The organism is [Clostridium] citroniae WAL-17108, from assembly GCF_000233455.1.
Lineage (GTDB): Bacteria > Bacillota > Clostridia > Lachnospirales > Lachnospiraceae > Enterocloster > Enterocloster citroniae.
The window spans coordinates 216249-234459 of sequence record NZ_JH376425.1; the positions used below are offsets into that span (position 1 = coordinate 216249).

Sequence of the window (18211 nt, forward strand, 5' to 3'; positions counted from 1 at the left end):
AAAGGATGAATATATGAATGAGAGATGGCAGAGATCCCTCCCTGTAAGCTGGAAAAAGGTAAGATTTACAGGAGGGTTCTGGAAGAAGAGACAGGAGATCAACGAACAGGTAACACTTCCTGCTGAATATGAGCAATGCAGGAGTTCAGGCAGGGTGGATTCAATAAAATGTATTTATGATCCCGTGGAAAACAGTGGCCCGGCAAAGGGCGTGTTTACCATAGATGGTGTCCTGGAGGAGAATCTGACAGATGGGGAAAAAGTCCCCAGGCCGCATCACTACTGGGATTCTGATCTGGCAAAATGGATTGAGGGAGCATCCTATGCCCTCTGGTATCAGAGAGATCCGGAGACAGAAGCAGTCATTGATGAAATCGTTGATGACTTTGAAAGGCTGCAGATGCCCGATGGATATGTGAATACCTATTATACGGTAGTTGAACCCGGAAAACGCTGGACCAATGTCCACCGCATGCATGAACTTTATTGTGCCGGGCATCTGATCGAGGCAGCTGTTGCATATTATGAGGCCACGGGAAAAACAAAACTGTTGGATATCGTAGAGCGGTATGCCCATCATATTAACCGTGTATTCGGTCCGGCAGACGGTCAGATCCATGGATATCCAGGCCATCAGGAGATAGAACTGGCCCTTGTAAAGCTGTATCGGTTGACTAAAAATCAGACCTATCTGGAACTGGCAGCGTATTTCCTGAATGAGAGAGGAAAGCAGCCGTACTTTTTTGAGGAGGAGGCAAGACAGCAGGGAAGGGACCCGGAGGACGGCGGACCAAAGGGGATATTAGGGAAGAGTTTTCTGGCACAGGGCCCATATGCACTGTTTCAGGCTCATCTGCCTGTCAGGGAACAGATGACGGCGGAAGGTCATGCAGTCCGGCTGGCTTATATGGGAGGAAGTATGGCGGATGTGGCGGCAGAGACCGGAGATAAGAGCCTATGGCAGGCATGCGTCCGTCTATGGGATAATGTTACATTAAAGAGAATGTATATTACCGGAGGCATAGGTTCACAGGATGGGTGCGAGAGGTTCAACTTTGATTACCAGCTCCCCAATGAAGAATCATATCATGAGACATGTGCATCTGTTGCCATGGTAATGTGGGGATTCAGGATGCTTCAGGTGGTACCGGACCGCAGATATGGGGATGTGATGGAACGGGCATTGTACAATGGGGTGCTCAGCGGGGTTTCACTTAGCGGTGACCGCTTTTTCTATGCGAATCATCTGGCTGCCCATCCGGAAATGTTCCGGGACAGGATCATTAAGAACCCGCGTATGCTTCCTAAGCGTCAGCGCTGGTTTGCCGTATCCTGCTGCCCCATGAACCTGGCCAGACTGCTGGAATCCCTCAGCGGTTACCAGTATACCCAGGGGGAACTGGCTGACGGGGGACAGACGGTATACGTGCACCTCTACCAGGAAGGCAGGGCTGATATTGAAGTTAAGGATAAAAGGGTTGTCATCCGGCAGGAGACAGCCTATCCATGGAAGGGAGATATCTCTGTGACGGTAGAGACAGACCTGGACGAGGCATGGGCCCTGGCTTTCCGGATACCGGAATGGGCCGGGCAGCCCGCACTGGAGACAGAGGATGCGGATATCTGGGAAGACAGAGGGTATCTTTATGTAAGAAAAAAATGGAACAGGAATGGACAACTGAATTTAAGCCTGCCAATGCAGCCGGTATTAGTGGAGGCACACCCGGGGGTCAGGATGGATTGCGGTAAAACCGCTATTCAATATGGCCCGTTGGTTTACTGCGTGGAGGAAGCGGATAATGGTGCGGATCTGTTTGACTGTACCCTGACCAGTGACAGCCGGTTTGAGGTGAACTTTGAAGAAGGGCTTTTGGGAGGAATCTGTACCGTCCAGATACAGGGCATCAGGCGGGACCGGGAACAGTGGAAGGGCAGACTGTATCGGCCTGTATCCGGGTGCTATTTTGAACCGGTAAAACTGAGGGCTGTTCCATATTATGCCTGGGCCAACCGGGGGGATGGTCAGATGACTGTGTGGATGAATCACATTCCTGATATAGGCCATATGGGAATGGGTCGAATCGGTAAGGATAAGGAAGACAGGAGGAATCAGGATGAAAGGAATTGTTTATGAGGGACCCAATACCCTCACTTGCAGGGACGTACCGGATGTAGCGCCCCGGCGGGGAGAAGTAAAGATCAGGGTAAAGGCATGCGGTATCTGCGGAAGTGATGTGCACGGTTATCTGGGCATCACAGGCAGGAGGACAGCGCCAATGATAATGGGGCATGAATTCGCCGGGGAAATAGAAGCGCTGGGAGCGGATGTAGACGGATTAAGGCCTGGAGACAGGGTTTCTGTCTATCCGGTAGACTTTTGCGGAAATTGTGAAATGTGCAAAAAGGGTATGGTTCACTTGTGCCTGAATAAACGGGCCTTTGGTGTTCTGGATGTGGACGGGGCGTTTGCGGAATATATCTGCGTGCCCGCAAAATGCTGTTTTTCCTTATCAGATAAGGTTTCCTATTCAGTGGGTTCCCTGTTTGAGCCCCTGGCGGTTGCGTACAGGAGCGTGGAGCATGCAGGGGAACTGGAAGGAAAAACCGTGTTGATCGTTGGTGCAGGAACCATTGGACTGCTGGCATTGGCATGTGTAAAAATGAAGGGGGCCGCCAGGATCATCCAGTCTGATCTAAGCGATCACCGTCTAAAGGTTGCCAGGGAGATGGGGGCGGATGTGACCGTCAACCCGGGAAGCAGCGGATGGAAGGCGGAAATTCTTGCACAGACAGGTGGCAAGGGTGTGGATGTGGCCATCGAAGCAGTAGGCGCAGAACCTACGGTACAGCAGGCCATGTCTGCTCTGAGGTTTGCAGGCAAAGCCATTTGGATAGGCAATAACAAACCCATGGTTGCGGTCAACATGCAGGAGATCGTTACAAGGGAACTGTCCGTCCAGGGGTCGTTCTTGTACGGTTATGAGGAGTTTAGGACCGTGGTCGATCTTGTGAACCAGGGCAGGATTCATGTGGCCCCGCTCATAAGCAAAGAGGTAAGTATGGAGGAAACACCTGCCTATTTTAAAAAGCTGGCAAAGGATCCGGGTAACCTGATCAAGGTAGTGATGGTGGATCAGGAGTGAGGACTGTTTGGAAATAAATCATGAACACGCTCTGGGAAAGGATGGGATCCGTGATGGGATACGATGAAAAACTGATAGAAAATGAAAAACTGATAGAAGGATTAAAGAAAAAGGCCCAAAAGCTGAGGCGGGATGTGATCATCAGCATGGGCGTGGGAGTGGCCGGCCACATCGGAGGGTCTAACTCTTCAGCGGATATAGTGGCAGCACTCTATTTTTATAAGATGAAGCATGATCCGAAAAATCCCAAATGGAAGGAGAGGGACAGGTTCCTGTTAAGCAAGGGACATGTTGGGATCCTTCAGTATGCGGCACTGGCGGAGAGCGGGTATTTCCCTGTGGAGGATCTAAAGCATACCAAGGAGATCGGCTCCTACCTGCAGGGGCATCCGGATGTGCAGAAGACCCCCGGTATCGAGGCCGGCACAGGTTCCCTGGGACAAGGGCTCTCCATTGGCCTGGGCATGGCCCTGGGACAGAGGCTGGATCATCTGGACAGCAGGACTTACGTGCTGGTAGGGGATGGCGAGATCGCCGAGGGCCAGATCTGGGAGGCAGCCATGGCGGCCAGCGCCTTTAAGGCCGACAACCTGACAGCCATTGTGGACAGGAACCGGCTGCAGGCCAACGGTAAGACCAAGGAGAGGTTTGACACAGGGGATATCATGGCAAAATTCCTGAGCTTTGGCTGGCATGTGATCGAGATCAATGGACATGACATGAGAGAGATCTTAGGGGCATTGGACGAGGCGGAGACGGTAAAGGGAGTGCCCACGGCCATCATAGCCAACACGGTCAAGGGAAAGGGCGTCAGCTTTGCGGAGAACGTGGTGGGTTACCACAACGGGATGCTGACAGAGGAGACCTACAGACAGGCGCTTCAGGAATTAACCGAACAGGAACAGGAGGCATAGAAATGGGGTATACAAATCAGAGAGTTGCATATGGCAATACATTAGTGGAACTGGGAAGACAGGATGAGCGGATCGTGGTGCTGGATGCGGATCTGGGAGCATCCACCATGGGGAAGCTGTTCGAGACGGAATTTCCCGGGAGGCATTTTGAAATGGGGATCGCGGAGGCCAATATGACCAGCGTGGCGGCAGGTCTGGCCCAGACAGGAAAGATCCCGTTCACCAACTCTTTTGCAGTGTTTGCAGGCGGGCGGGCCTATGATCAGATACGCCAGACCATTGCCATAGGAAAACTGAATGTAAAGATCTGCGGATCATCTTCGGGATTATCCGATTTTGGAGACGGCGCCACCCATCAGTGCGTGGAGGACCTGGCTATTTTCCGTGCAGTGCCAAACATGACAGTCGTCTGCCCGGCGGACGCCAATGAGACTGTGGAGGCGGTAAAGGCCATAGCAGCCATGGACGGTCCCTGTTATCTGCGCTTGAACAGGAATGATTATCCCAATGTGACAAAAGAGGGAGAGAAATTCACCTTGGGCGTGCCCGGTGTTCTGAAGGAAGGAACGGATATTGCCCTGTTTGCCACCGGATATATGACAGGACTCGCCCTGGAAGCGGCCGCAGAGCTGGAGGGAAGCGTATCCGTAAAGGTCATCAATGTTTCCACCATCAAACCCATGGATGCAGAAGCTGTGAGAAAAATGGCAGAAGGCTGCCGGGCTGTGGTAACAGCGGAGGAACACAATGTTACAGGCGGATTGGGAAGCGCCCTGGCCGAGGTACTCTGCGGTAACCCCAAACCCATGAAGATGGTAGGGATCAAGGATACCTTCGGATGCAGCGGACACAATTATCAGGAGGTATTGGAGTTCCACGGCCTGACAAAGGCAGCCATTATGGAGGCGGTCATGGAGATGGCAGAGTTGTGACAGGAAAAGATGTGTACTCTCGGAATCCCCGAGAGTACACAGATATAAAAAGGAGCAAAAAGTGATGAAAATAGGATTTATCGGCTTGGGGATCATGGGAAAACCCATGGTTAGGAATCTGCTGAAGGCAGGACATGAATTGATCGTATATGATGTGGTTAGATCCAATGTGGATGAAGTGGTAAAAGGTGGTGCAAAGGCGGCTTCCTCCTCCAAGGATGCAGCTGCTCAGTGCAGCCTTATTATCACAATGCTGCCCAACTCCCCCCATGTTAAGAGTGTGGTCCTGGGAACGGACGGAGTTTTGGAAGGGGCTGCCCCGGGTACTATTCTGGTTGATATGAGTTCCATCGCGCCCCTGGCATCTCAGGAGATATGCCGGGAATGCGAAAAAAAGGGTGTAAAAATGATAGATGCGCCCGTGTCGGGAGGTGAGCCTAAAGCTATAGACGGCACCCTTTCCATTATGGCAGGCGGTGAAAAGGAGGTATTTGAACAGGTCTATGATGTGCTCATGACCATGGGGGCAAGCGCGGTCCACTGCGGGGATATCGGCGCCGGAAATACCGCTAAGCTGGCAAACCAGGTAATTGTAGCCCTTAATATTGCAGCGGTATCGGAAGCCTTCATGCTAAGCACCAGAGCTGGTGTGGATCCCCTTAAAGTTTTTGATGCCATCAAAGGCGGTCTGGCCGGTTCCACGGTTATGAATGCCAAGGTTCCTATGATCACAGGGGGAAATTTTACTCCCGGGTTTAAGATCGACCTTCACATCAAGGATTTGGGGAATGCGTTGGAGACTGGCCACGGAGTCGGCGCCCCGCTCCCCCTCACCGCTCAGGTGATGGAGATAATGCAGAACCTGCACGCGGACGGACTGGGGGAAAATGACCACAGTGCCATAGCAAGGTATTATGAAAAATTGACGGGGACAGAAATACGGAAATAGGAGTGCCTTCAGTGGTGGGGCAGTGTGTGAAGAAGTGTCCGCTGGCGGTGCGGATGAAACTGGAGAGGACTCAAAATTTTGTATGGAAATGAAAAACAGTGCCGGGCTTTAACCCGGCACTGCTTTGTCTGCACACTGAAATAGCTCCGGATATCAATGCTCCGGATATCTATGCTCCGGGCACCCATTCACCGGATTCATTGACCCAGTAGTTATCAGGTGTCCTGGCATTGGTAACCATGGCTCCGGTGGCCGGATCCAGATAATAACTCTTTCCGCTCACCTCAACCCAGCCGGTTGCCATATAACCGTCCACATTAAAATAGTACCACTTTCCATCGATCTCCTTCCAGGCGGATGTGGGGTAACTGCCGTCCCCATTGCGCCACCACCAGCGGGTGCCGTCCTCTGAGGTCTGCCAGCTGCCGTTGTCAGCCGCTGGAACAGCAGCAGGTGCATTGCCCAGGGCCAGAACATCCCCATCGCTTACGGTCCAGGAACCGGATGTGGTCCAGCTGCTTTTGGCGCTGTTGCTGGACTTCACGGAACGAACCTTGAACTTGTAAGTTCCGGGTGCAGTGATCTGTTTGGAAAAGTCATAAAATGTGTCATAGGTATCTTTGATCTCGCCGATCTCTGAACCGTCTTTTATGAGTTGAACCTGGTAGTACTTGGAACTGGAAACAATGTTCCACAGGCCGGCGCCCATGTGCTCGCCGTCCCACTGGAGGTTGGCGGGCGCGGTTGCAGCGCTGGTGTCCGCATCCTTGTCAAATATCAGCTGGATGGTCAGGATAAGGGTTGCATTGCTGTCTTTACGCTTTGCATCCACGAATTTTATCTTGTCAAAACGGTATTTGCTGGAGGAGCCAAGGGTCAGTTTGAAAGCGCTGGAAGAGCTGCTTGAAAAATAGTACTCCTCCTCGTCCTCCACGCCCAGGGTGATGGTTACTTCCGGGGGTTTGGATTTGGTCCAGCTATCCCCGTCATCATTGGTGACTTCCCAGGAATCCACGTAATAAAGACTGGTGTTGTCGCCGGTAGGTGTTACCTCCACATCCCCTCCGTCACGTCCGGTACGGATATCTGAATCAATGGTAAGATTGATCTTGCCCACTTTCTGTTTGCTTGCTGCCATGACTGCCGGTGCCATTGCAGTGGACAGCAGGGAAATGATTAAAAGTGCAGCGCCTGCTTTTTTCCATATGATCATATCGGCATGTCCTTCCTTTCTTGGTTTTTACAAGGTTTATCTACTTATAACTATATCACATTATTCCAGGAAATGTCTTACAAATTATTAAAGGTTGGTGGAGCGGGGGAGGGAGAAGATAAATTCCGTGCCTACCCCTTCCGTGCTTACCACATCGATGTTTTCCCCGTGAGACTGGATGATCTCCTTCACGATGGAAAGCCCCAGCCCGGTGCCTTTTTTATCCTTGCCCCTTGACAGGTCCGTCTTATAAAATCGCTCCCAGATCTTTTTTTGGCTATCCTTTGGGATGCCGATCCCCGTATCCTTCACTGATACGAATATTTTCTCATACCGGCCTGATGCCTGTATATAGATGGTGGAGTTGTGATGGCTGAATTTGATCGCATTGTCAATGAGATTGTAGAGGACCTGCTGTATTTTCCCAAGGTCCGCAAACACCATCTGGATGCTGTCGGAGAATGTGAGTTCAAAGCTTATATTCTTGGCATCGCAGGTGCCCTCAAATGAGGCCGCCGTATCCTTGATGACCCGGTTGATGTCAAAGTTTGTGCGGGACAGGTAACCTTTGGCATCCAGTGAATTCAGGGTCAGCATGCTTTCAGTCAGCTTGTGCAGGCGGTCTGTCTCTGAGATAACACGGGAAATATACTTCTCGTACATCTCGCTGGAAATGGTGCCGTCCAGGATGGCTTCCAGGTATCCTTTGATGGAAGTCAGCGGTGAGCGGTAATCATGGGAAACATTGGCAATGAAGTTTTTCTGGTACTCCTCCATCTTATTCAGCTCATCGGACATGTAGTTCAGCGTGTTGGCCAGATAGCCCACCTCATCATGGGTTTTTACTTCAATCCTGTAATCCAGATTGCCTGCGGCATATTCGTTGGCGCCATAGGTGATCTTGCGCAGGGGCAGGTATACGGTCTGGGTAAATACCAAAAGGATGATCAAGGACAAAGCAAACACAATGGCGGATGTGATGTAGAGGATGTTCAGGATATCATTTTGGGACTGGGTGATCTGACTCAGAGGGAGATGGATCAGAACGTAGCCGTAGGTGTTGTAATTCCCTGTGATGGGAGCGGATACGCTGAGTACGTCCTCTTTAAATAACCCATAATAGTTGCCCATGGAATAGGATCGGTTGCCCACTGCAGTGGGGTCAAAATTGGTGATGGTGGTCTGGACCCGGGAACTGCCCTGGCTGTCCATGACAACAGTCCCCTGCCGGTTGACAACCCATATTTCGGCCCGCAGGTACTTGGAAAGAGCCCGGATCTGGGAGGTGACCTCCTCGGAGTCCAGACGCTTGCCCTGGTACATGGTGCTGCAGGAGGATGCAATGATATTGGCTTCGTCATACATGGCATCCGCCTGGTATCTCACCAGATAGTCGCGTGTCATTTTCGATGAAAATGTGGCGATTGTGATGAACCCTAAAAGCCCGAATATCAGGTATCCCAGTATGAACTTGGAATATAAGGAACGGGTCATCGTGTTACCTCTTTACTTCAAATTTGTAGCCGATTCCCCACACAGTGGTGATGGCCCAGTTGGTATGATCTTTTATTTTTTCCCGGAGACGTTTGATATGTACGTCCACGGTGCGGGTGTCGCCTATATACTCATAGCCCCAGATGTGGTCCAGAAGCTGTTCCCTGGTGAATACCTGGTTGGGTGAGGATGCCAGGAAATATAAAAGCTCCAGCTCCTTTGGCGGCATTTCCACGGAGTGGCCCATGTAGATCACGGAGTAGTTGGTCAGGTTCACAATCAGATCCGGATACTCCACATACTCCCCCTGCTGCTGGGTGGAGGAGGGCATGGGAGCGGGAGCCGCCTGGTAGCGGCGCAGCACGGCCTTTACCCTGGCCACCAGTTCCTTGGAGTCAAATGGTTTTATCATATAATCGTCAGCCCCCAGCTCCAGGCCCAGGACTTTGTCAAAAATCTCTCCCTTGGCCGACAGCATGATGACCGGTACCTGAGAGGCGGACCGCAGCTCCCGGCACACCTGATATCCGTCCATGCCCGGAAGCATCAGGTCCAGAAGGACCAGGTTGGGCTTAAATTCAGGGAACACCCTGAGCGCTTCCTCACCATCTCCCACGATCATTGTCTCATAACACTCTTTCATCAGGTAGAGGGAGATTAATTCCGCAATATTTGCATCATCATCCACAATCAGAATTCTCTGCTTCTCTGCCATGTTCTATTCCTCCTCTTTGGGTCAGTTTTAGTTGGGTGATCATTTACTTGAAGGTCACAATAGTTACGCCGGAGTCCCCTTCTCCGAACTGGCCAAGGCGGAATTCCTTTACGTATTTTAACTGGCGAAGACGCTTGTGCACCGCGTTCTTTAGGGCGCCTGTACCGCGCCCATGGACTACGCGCACGCTCTGCAAATGGGCCAGGTAGGCATCGTCCAGGTATTTTTCCATGACAGGAAGGGCTTCATCAGTGGTCATGCCTATGAGGTTCACTTCCGTGGAAATGGATGCGGACTTGGACATCTTGATCTGGCTGGAGCCGCTTCCCTTGCCCTTGGCCGGGGACTTCCCGCCATAGCTGTAGGAGGAGCCGTCACCCAGGGTAGCGCTTATGTCCTTTTCATTGAGGAGTTCCAGGTCCTTAATGTTTACCAGGGAGCGGAGTATGCCCATCTGCACATAAAGGTCGCCCTTGGCATTGGGCAGGGTGCTTACCGTGCCCTTTAAGTTCATGGACAGGACCTTGACACCATCGCCGATTTTCAGTTTCTTGGGAGAAATTGGCTGGCTGGGGCCTTTGGCCTTAACCGCCAGTTTCTCATCTGTTTTTTTCATCTGGTCCCTCAACTTGGCGCGCTGTTCCTCCAGCTCCTTGTTCACACCGCTGCTGGCAGCCAGTTTGTTGATCTGTTTGATGGTCTGGTCCGCTGTCTCCTTGGCTTCACGCAGAATGCGCTGGGCCTCCTCGGTGGCATTCCGGATCACCTTATCCTTGCGTTCGTCCAGGCGCTCCTCCTTCTGGGTGAGCCTGGATTTGAGCTTGGCGATCTCTTCCTTGTAGGTATTGATCTCCGCCTGCTCCTTCTCTATGGTAAGGCGGCTGGACTCCAGGCTGGACAGCAGGTCCTCAAAGGACTCATCCTTGGCTTCCAGATGGTTCTTGGCGTCCTCAATGATATAGTCCGGAAGTCCCAGCTTCTTGGAAATGGCAAATGCATTGCTTTTGCCGGGAATGCCGATCAGCAGTCTGTAGGTGGGCTGCAGTGTCTCCACGTTAAACTCACAGCAGGCATTCTCCACACCCTGTGTTCCAAGGGCAAACACCTTCAGCTCACTGTAATGGGTGGTGGCCATGGTGCGGCACTTCATGTTGTGCAGGAAGGAAAGGATGGCAATGGCCAGGGCAGCACCCTCTGTGGGGTCTGTTCCTGCGCCAAGTTCATCAAAAAGACACAGGGAGCGTGCATCAGCTTCGCTTAAAATGCGGACAATATTAGTCATATGGGCGGAGAAGGTGCTGAGACTTTGTTCAATACTCTGTTCATCGCCGATATCTGCAAACACCTCGTCAAACACTGCCAGCTCGGATCCTTCCCAGGCCGGGATGTGCAGCCCTGACTGGCCCATGAGGGTAAAGAGCCCCACGGTCTTTAAGGACACGGTCTTGCCGCCGGTATTGGGGCCTGTGACGATAAGCAGGTCAAAATCCTTTCCCAGCCATACATTGATGGGAACCACGGACTGGGGATTTAGCAGCGGATGGCGCCCGTCCTTGATATGGATAAAACCACGGTTGTTAAATACAGGGGCACTGCACTTGTAGCGGCGCGCCAGGCTTGCTTTTGCGAAGATAAAGTCCAGTTGTGACAACAGCTCCTGGTTCATCTTAAGCTCCTCAATAAAGGGCGCGGCCTGATTGCTGAGAGAAGCCAGGACAGCTTCGATCTCCTTCTGTTCCTGGATCTCCAGTTCGCGCACTTCATTGTTCAGCTTGATAATGGCCATGGGCTCTATGAACAGAGTGGAGCCGGTCGCAGACTGGTCGTGGACCATGCCGGACACCTGGTTCTTGTATTCGGATTTGACGGGAAGGCAGTAGCGCCCGTCCCTCATGGTGATAACCGCGTCCTGAAGATAGGAACGGTTGGAATTGAGGATGGAATTCAGCTGTGTATGGATGCGGTCGGCGATCACCTTCATGGACCGGCGTACATGGGATAATCCGGGACTGGCATCATCCGCCACCTCGTCCTCGGAGAGGATACAGCGTTTGATCTCGTTGTTCAGGGGGGTGAGGGGTTCCAGGCCTGCAAACAGAGGTTCCAGGGAATCGGATGTGTCGATTCCGTCCTGCCGGCTGCCATCGTCCTCTGCCTCATGCCTGCCATAGGCCTTGGCCCTGGCCGCTGCGGTCATGTTGGAGCTGATGGAGAGCAGCTCCGGTATGCTTAAGGAACTTCCGATCTCCAGACGTTTTAATGAGTCCCTGATGTCCCTGACGCCTGCAAAAGAAGTGGTGCCTTTTAATCGGACTCTTGTAACTGCATCAGTTGTCTGCGCCTGCCATGTGCGGATCTCTTCCAGATCCGATGAAGGGGCAAGGCCGCGGCAGAGTTCTTTTCCCAGAGGGGACGCCGCATATTCTGTCAACTGGTTGATTATCTTATCGTATTCTAACGTTTTTAATGCTTTCAAATTCATATGATCCACCTATAATTTATGTCAAGATGCTGGATTAAAAAGGGCCTTTTTCCAAAAGGCGACATTTAAATTATACCATAAAAAATGATATTTACTATCTTTTTTACGATCTTTTCATATATAAAATCTTGCATAATATCTGGAAGAAACGTATAATAGAAAATGAGATTCTTCGTGAGGGAGGAGTACTATGGCGGATAAACATGCAGACCAGCATAGAAATACCAACCAGCAGGACCATGAGCCGGACAAGTCCCACCGCTTTATCAATGAAAAAATTGTCCGTCAGCCCCTGTCCAGGCGTCAGGTTGCCAGGAAGATCCTGCTGACTGTATTTTGTGCTGTGTTGTTCGGCGTATTGTCGGCTATCTGTTTTGTGGTGAGCCGTCCCGTGGCGGAGCGTCTGCTGGGCCAGGAAACACCTGAGGAGAGCAGTCAGATCACCATTCCCAAGGATGATCCGGAGACCACCCAGGCCACTACGGCAGAGGAATCCTCCGAAGCGGAACCGGCCCAGACAGAGCCTGTGGATGAGATGGTACGCTCCGAGATGGAGAAGTACCGGTATTCCATTGACGATTTGAATAAATTATACAGCAACCTTCGTGCCATTGCCGTTAATGCGGACGACAGTCTGGTGGTGGTGCATTCCATACAGCATGAAAAGGACTGGTTTGATAATCCTATTGAGACATCAGGACAGTTCTCCGGAATTATCATTGCCAGGACCAGGGCTGAAATCCTTATATTGGCTCCCGGGCAGGCGGTGAAGGCAGCGGATTCCATTGAAGTTGCGTTCCCGGATAATACCATGATGCCGGGCACGGTGAAGCAGAGCGACACCATCGCCGGTCTGGCTGTGATAAGTGTGGATGCGGCCCAGATGGACAGCGAGCAGTTTAAGAAGGTAGAGGCCATTGAACTAGGAAATTCCTACTCGGTAAAGCAGGGAGATCTGGTGGTGGCAGTGGGCGCTCCTGCGGGGATCGTGCATTCCAGTGATTACGGCAACATTTCCTATGTTGTGCGCAATGTGCAGACCGTGGATGGTACAAGCCGTTTTTTCTACACAGATGCCAATGGGGATGCGGATGCAGGAACATTTCTGGTCAATACATCCGGTGAACTGATCGGATGGGTTACGGATCAATATGATGATGAGGACTCCGGCCGGATGACCACGGTGGTGGCTGTGTCTGATTATAAGGGGATCCTTTCCATGCTGATCAACGGGATTTCAGCTCCGTATTTCGGCATTAAGGGGCAGGAGGTAAATCAGGCCATGGAGGACAGCGGCATGCCTTACGGCATTTATGTCACTGCATCCATTACAGACGGACCGGCGTATAATGCGGGCATACAGGCAGGCGACATCATTACCTGGATGAACGGTGAGCAGGTGGGTAATATGAAGGATTTCCAGAACCAGGTGGAGAAGCTTCATGTGGGCGACAAGATCAAGGTAGCCGTACTGCGCAACGGGAAAGATGAATATAAAGAAATTGAATTTCCAGTAACCATCGGAGCCAGGTAGTTCAGACGCCTGGCTGCGTTATTGTATAGTCATTTAATATAGTCATTCAAACTTATGCAATGCAGTACTAAACATATCAGAAAGACGAGGAAGTAAAAATGAAATACATTGACACCTTCAGGGAAGGCATGCACATTGCGGATGTGTACCTGTGCAAGAACAAGCAGATTGCACTGACAAAGAGCGGCAAGGAGTACGGCAATCTGGTGCTTCAGGATAAGACAGGGACCATTGATGCCAAGATCTGGGACCTGGGTTCGCCCGGCGTGGGAGAGTTTGAAACCATGGATTATGTTCACGTGGAGGCGGACATTACCCTGTTCCAAAGCTCCAACCAGATGAATATACGCCGCATCCGCAAGGCCCAGGAAGGGGAGTACGTGGAAGCGGATTATCTGCCGGTTTCCAAGAAGAATATTCAGGAGATGTATGAGGAACTGCTGGGCTACATAAGATCCGTGAAGAACCAGCATCTTCAGAAGCTGTTAAGTATTTATTTTGTGGACAGCCCGGCCTTTGCAAAGGCATTCCAGTTCCACTCCGCTGCAAAAAGCGTCCATCATGGATTTGTGGGCGGACTTTTGGAGCATACCCTGAGCGTGACAAAGCTTTGTGATTATTATGCTTCCTACTATCCTCAGCTCAACCGGGATCTGCTGCTGACAGCAGCCATTTTCCATGACATCGGTAAGACAAAGGAATTGTCCCGTTTCCCGGAGAATGATTATACGGATGACGGCCAGCTGCTGGGGCATATTATTATTGGTACCGAGATGGTGAGCAGGGGTATACGTGCCATTCCGGGATTCCCGGAGGTGCTGGCTCTGGAGCTTAAGCACTGTATCCTGGCACATCACGGAGAGCTGGAATACGGCTCACCTAAGAAACCGGCTCTGTTAGAGGCATTGGCCCTGAACTTTGCGGATAATACAGATGCCAAGATGGAGACCATGATCGAGGCGCTGAATGCAGGCAATGCTGGAAATGATAATAAAGGCTGGCTGGGATACAACAGGCTGCTGGAGACAAATATCAGGAAGACTTCGGAGTAAGAAAGATTTTTACAGCAGAAAAATTTCGACAATAGAATGAATGGAAAAGGCTGAAAACACGGGGCGTGAGGAGTGGTGGAAGAAAAAATCAAACGCGCGTTGATGTTTTCAGCTTTTTAAATGAAAATTTGCCTGAAATCCATGGGCAAGAACGTTAAGGCAGGAGATGTATAATGGAAAAGAACCAGGAATTTACGGTTGTGATAGAGGACATGAGTGAGGATGGCGCAGGGGTGGGAAAGCTGGATGGCTACATCTGGTTTATCAAGGACACGGTAATAGGGGATGTGGTCCGTGCAAAAGCCATGAAGATGAAAAAATCATATGGTTTTGCACGCCTGATGGAGGTGCTGGAACCGTCCGGCAGCCGGGTGGAGGCGGCCTGCCCCGTGGCACGCCGGTGCGGCGGGTGCCAGCTTCAGTCCATGAGCTATGAAGAGCAGCTTCAGTTTAAGGAGCGGAAGGTGCTTAACAATCTGATGCGGATCGGAAGGTTTGGCCGGGAGGAAATTAACATGCTGCCCATCATGGGTATGGAACATCCATGGCGATACCGCAACAAGGCACAGTTCCCCTTTGGCAGGGACAAGAATGGGAAGATCATAGCGGGATTTTATGCCGGCCGTACCCACGACATCATAGAAAATGATGACTGTCTCTTGGGGGTGGAGGAGAATCAGGAGATATTAGGGATCATCAAACGGTTCATGGAAGAACAGGGGGTGGAGCCCTATGACGAGACCGGTCATAAAGGTCTTGTGAGACATGCGCTGATCCGAAAGGGATTTAAGACCGGGGAGATCATGGTCTGCCTGGTGATCAACGGGAGAAAGCTGTCAGGGAAGAACGCGGGGACAGGAGAGGAGCGCCTGGTGGAAATGCTGCGCCAGGTAAAAGGGATGACCAGTATTTCCTACAGCATCAATACGGAACAGACAAATGTGATCATGGGAAAGGAGATCGTAAACCTATATGGGCCTGGGTATATAAGGGATTATATCGGGGATGTGCAGTACCAGATCTCCCCGCTTTCATTTTACCAGGTAAATCCCGTGCAGACGGAGAAGCTGTACAAAACCGCCCTGGAGTATGCAAATCTTAGCGGAAATGAGACGGTGTGGGATCTGTACTGCGGCATCGGGACCATTTCCCTGTTCCTGGCCCAAAAAGCAAAGCAGGTCTATGGGGTGGAGATCGTGCCCCAGGCCATTGAGGATGCCCGGAGGAATGCGGCTGTCAATGGGATGGATCATGTGGAATTCTTTGTGGGAAAGGCGGAGGAGGTACTTCTCCAACAGTATGAGAAAAACCAGATCCACGCGGACGTGATCGTGGTGGACCCACCCAGAAAAGGGTGTGATACGGTCTGCCTGGATACGATACTTAAAATGCAGCCGGAGAGGGTGGTCTATGTGAGCTGTGATTCGGCTACGCTGGCCAGGGATCTGAGGTATCTGGCTGATGGGGGGTATGAGGTGGAGAAGGTGAGATGTTGTGATATGTTTCCTGGGACGGTGCATTGCGAGGTCGTGGTAAACATGACGTATTGTGGTGATAAGAAGAAATAGCGGGGTTGAACCACAAGATGTTGTTATTATAAGCAGAGATAGAAGCTAAAAAAGTGAAAAGACAGAATGGTCAGTACGGTTATTCTGCTTTTCTACTTTTTAGGGTTCTCTTGCAGAGATATCTTTGCGGAGTCGCTTTTGGGAGTGAGCCGGTCATACTGGATGACTTTCTCTCCAGTACTGACAGTAATCTTTTCTTTAAAGAGTAACGTGTATTGTGGTTGCCCAATCGTATAATCTTTCTTTTCTTTAGGAAAAAAGGAACGACAGAAAAATCGTCCTACAGTTTCTTTTTCCTTGATAAAAATATAAATATCATTCCCAGAAAAAGCGGTGGACAAAAGGTAGTCTGTTTCAATTAGGGAAAATTGATTCTGTTTTTCATTATAGCGGAAGATCAGTTTATTGCTGTCAAAAATCTGCTCGATATAGGAAAGGGGAGTGAAGCGGTTTTCAATCTGTCCTATGTAACGACTCTTACAGATGGAAGGATACGTGATTGTTCCGTTCAGGATTCCGAAATAAACGGATTCCCGGTTCTGCGTTGCAATACGCAGGTCTTTTAATTTCCCAAGCCCCATGAGATGATGAAAGTCGATAGGTTTAAATTCAATGGTGATATCTACAGATTTTCCTTTGCGCCCGATAATCAGATGGTACTGTGCATCGGAATAGTTAATACTTAGAAGGTATGGTATGTGTTTTGGGTTATTGTTAAATGTATTTGAACACATGTCGAGACTGTTGTAAAATTAGAACGGAGAGAAAAATAGAAGGGGATAATTTTATGGAACCATCGAAACGTGATTGGAAACTTTATAGAGAAAAAGTATCTGGTTGGCAGGAACATTATATGGAGCGGCTCATTGAGGATTATGTTGCTTATTTAAACAGTAATGAACCTGCTTCAACAAAGTTTTGGACAATGGAGAAGCGTATGAAACGGGATAAGAAAACACCTGGGGTCTGTATAGAACTTAGTAAAAGAAATATGATATTTGATCTAGTCCGTTTTTTGCAGGATGAAGTAATTGTATTTGATGATTTGGATGAATTTTCAGAGGAACTAAGGGAAAGCGTAAAGCTTTTGAAGGAAAGATTCGGCTGATTAAAATGTAAAAGGACGGACTACTACGAATGGAGGTGTGAGTACAGATATGTATATATGGAAAAATGTAACTGAAAGAAACAGTCATTCCCGTTCAATTGATGGAAACGGAAGACAACCATCATTAAAGAAAGGCCCAAAATAGCATGAATGAATTGGAACAATACAAAGAAAGACTGCGTATCGCTTTGAGTGCTGCAAGGATCTGTATTTTTGAAGTTGACATTTTGCGGCAGCAATACACCTTTTTTGAAAACGCGGAGACCATATTCGGCGTTTCAGGGGATGATATTCTAAAAGACGTGCAGCCCTACAGCGTGTTGGAGCCGGAAGCATACCGACTGGCTGTTAGCGAATATTTTTCACATCCGGATGATTGGGAAGTGATCGAGGATGCTTTTGCACAAATTCTGAACGGCAAACCGGCGATCTATGATGCCCGCATGAAAGCCGGAGGGTCTGGGTTTATATGGTGCAGGATCCATGTGACTCCTATCATAGAAGATAATAAGCCCGTAAGAATGATCGGCGTAATCATGGATATAACTGATACAAAGAAAAAGACCGAAAGCTTGGAACAAGCTGTCAACCGGGATGCTTTTACAGGCTTTTACAATAAAGAATATTCCATCACATTGATTCGTGATATCCTGGAGGAACGTAAAAATTTACAGCATGCTCTTGTAATATTGGATATTGACAATTTTAAGCATTTTAATGATACTTATGGACATGATCAGGGTGATAGGATTATCAAATCGCTGTCCCGGACAATTAAAATGTCATTCCGTAAAACAGACATACTGGGCCGCTTTGGCGGTGACGAATTTATTATATTTATTCCGGATATCGAAGATGAGAAATGGCTGTACCGTAAGCTTCAGAATCTGAGCCGTTTGGAGATTGATGATTTTGTCTGCACGAACAGTATGGGAGTTGCTGTTTTTCCCAGGGAGGCGGCAAATTTTAACCTTCTATTTAAAAAGGCGGATATAGCGCTTTACCATGCCAAGATCTCAAAGGAAAAGCCTGTATTCTTTTCAGAACTTGACAGAAGCGAACAAGAGATCCCCTTGCGCTAAGGCGGACTCCGTTTCTTCAGACATC

General features: G+C 49.9%; 14 protein-coding genes and 1 pseudogene. 10 read left to right on the plus strand and 5 right to left on the minus strand.

Going from position 1 to position 18211, the window contains the following annotated elements; translation table 11 throughout:
• Positions 1 to 13 precede the first annotated feature (13 nt).
• The 5 genes and pseudogenes from HMPREF9469_RS19855 to garR form a co-directional block, all read left to right on the plus strand.
• Positions 14 to 2134, plus strand: a complete 2121-nt coding sequence (locus HMPREF9469_RS19855; protein WP_007865809.1) for a glycoside hydrolase family 127 protein — start codon at positions 14 to 16, stop codon at positions 2132 to 2134.
• Positions 2115 to 3143: a zinc-dependent alcohol dehydrogenase gene (locus HMPREF9469_RS19860; RefSeq protein WP_007865811.1), complete on the plus strand. Its 1029-nt coding sequence runs from the start codon at positions 2115 to 2117 to the stop codon at positions 3141 to 3143. The genes HMPREF9469_RS19855 and HMPREF9469_RS19860 overlap by 20 nt, the downstream gene beginning before the upstream one ends.
• Before the next feature lie 53 nt (positions 3144 to 3196).
• Positions 3197 to 4057 (plus strand): transketolase, encoded by an 861-nt coding sequence (locus HMPREF9469_RS19865; RefSeq protein WP_207740165.1) that lies wholly within the window; start codon positions 3197 to 3199, stop codon positions 4055 to 4057.
• A gap of 2 nt (positions 4058 to 4059) precedes the next feature.
• Entirely contained in the window at positions 4060 to 4989 is a 930-nt protein-coding gene (locus HMPREF9469_RS19870; protein ID WP_007865813.1) for a transketolase family protein, read from the plus strand.
• A 49-nt stretch (positions 4990 to 5038) separates the two neighbouring features.
• Positions 5039 to 5938, plus strand: a pseudogene (gene garR, locus HMPREF9469_RS19875) (2-hydroxy-3-oxopropionate reductase); the annotation flags it as partial.
• 169 nt (positions 5939 to 6107) lie between these two features.
• On the opposite strand, the gene HMPREF9469_RS19880 reads toward garR, so the two are convergent.
• The 4 genes from HMPREF9469_RS19880 to HMPREF9469_RS19895 form a co-directional block, all read right to left on the minus strand.
• Positions 6108 to 7151 (minus strand): hypothetical protein, encoded by a 1044-nt coding sequence (locus tag HMPREF9469_RS19880; RefSeq protein WP_007865815.1) that lies wholly within the window; start codon positions 7149 to 7151, stop codon positions 6108 to 6110.
• A gap of 87 nt (positions 7152 to 7238) precedes the next feature.
• On the minus strand, positions 7239 to 8645 hold the full coding sequence (locus HMPREF9469_RS19885) for a sensor histidine kinase (RefSeq protein WP_007865816.1): 1407 nt from the start codon (positions 8643 to 8645) through the stop codon (positions 7239 to 7241).
• Between the two features lie 4 nt (positions 8646 to 8649).
• Complete coding sequence (locus HMPREF9469_RS19890; RefSeq protein WP_007865817.1) at positions 8650 to 9360, minus strand: response regulator transcription factor; 711 nt, start codon at positions 9358 to 9360, stop codon at positions 8650 to 8652.
• Between the two features lie 43 nt (positions 9361 to 9403).
• Positions 9404 to 11842 carry an endonuclease MutS2 gene (locus HMPREF9469_RS19895; RefSeq protein WP_007865818.1) on the minus strand — a complete coding sequence of 813 codons (2439 nt, stop codon included), beginning with the start codon at positions 11840 to 11842 and terminating at the stop codon, positions 9404 to 9406.
• Between the two features lie 190 nt (positions 11843 to 12032).
• Here HMPREF9469_RS19895 and HMPREF9469_RS19900 point away from each other — a divergent pair, with 190 nt between their 5' ends.
• The 3 genes from HMPREF9469_RS19900 (at position 12033) to rlmD (ending at position 15996) form a co-directional block, all read left to right on the plus strand.
• A complete protein-coding gene (locus HMPREF9469_RS19900; RefSeq protein WP_007865821.1) occupies positions 12033 to 13376 on the plus strand; it encodes a S1C family serine protease in 1344 nt (447 codons plus the stop codon).
• Positions 13377 to 13474: 98 nt separating this feature from the next.
• Positions 13475 to 14428 (plus strand): 3'-5' exoribonuclease YhaM family protein, encoded by a 954-nt coding sequence (locus tag HMPREF9469_RS19905; RefSeq protein WP_007865824.1) that lies wholly within the window; start codon positions 13475 to 13477, stop codon positions 14426 to 14428.
• Positions 14429 to 14601: 173 nt separating this feature from the next.
• On the plus strand, positions 14602 to 15996 hold the full coding sequence (gene rlmD / locus HMPREF9469_RS19910) for a 23S rRNA (uracil(1939)-C(5))-methyltransferase RlmD (RefSeq protein WP_007865827.1): 1395 nt from the start codon (positions 14602 to 14604) through the stop codon (positions 15994 to 15996).
• 92 nt (positions 15997 to 16088) lie between these two features.
• Here the strand turns inward: rlmD and HMPREF9469_RS19915 are convergent, their stop codons facing one another.
• Positions 16089 to 16730: a PBECR4 domain-containing protein gene (locus HMPREF9469_RS19915; protein ID WP_007865830.1), complete on the minus strand. Its 642-nt coding sequence runs from the start codon at positions 16728 to 16730 to the stop codon at positions 16089 to 16091.
• A 53-nt stretch (positions 16731 to 16783) separates the two neighbouring features.
• Between HMPREF9469_RS19915 and HMPREF9469_RS19920 the strand changes: the two genes are divergently transcribed.
• Complete coding sequence (locus tag HMPREF9469_RS19920; RefSeq protein ID WP_007865833.1) at positions 16784 to 17104, plus strand: hypothetical protein; 321 nt, start codon at positions 16784 to 16786, stop codon at positions 17102 to 17104.
• A gap of 146 nt (positions 17105 to 17250) precedes the next feature.
• On the plus strand, positions 17251 to 18186 hold the full coding sequence (locus tag HMPREF9469_RS19925; protein ID WP_007865836.1) for a sensor domain-containing diguanylate cyclase: 936 nt from the start codon (positions 17251 to 17253) through the stop codon (positions 18184 to 18186).
• Positions 18187 to 18211: the final 25 nt, after the last annotated feature.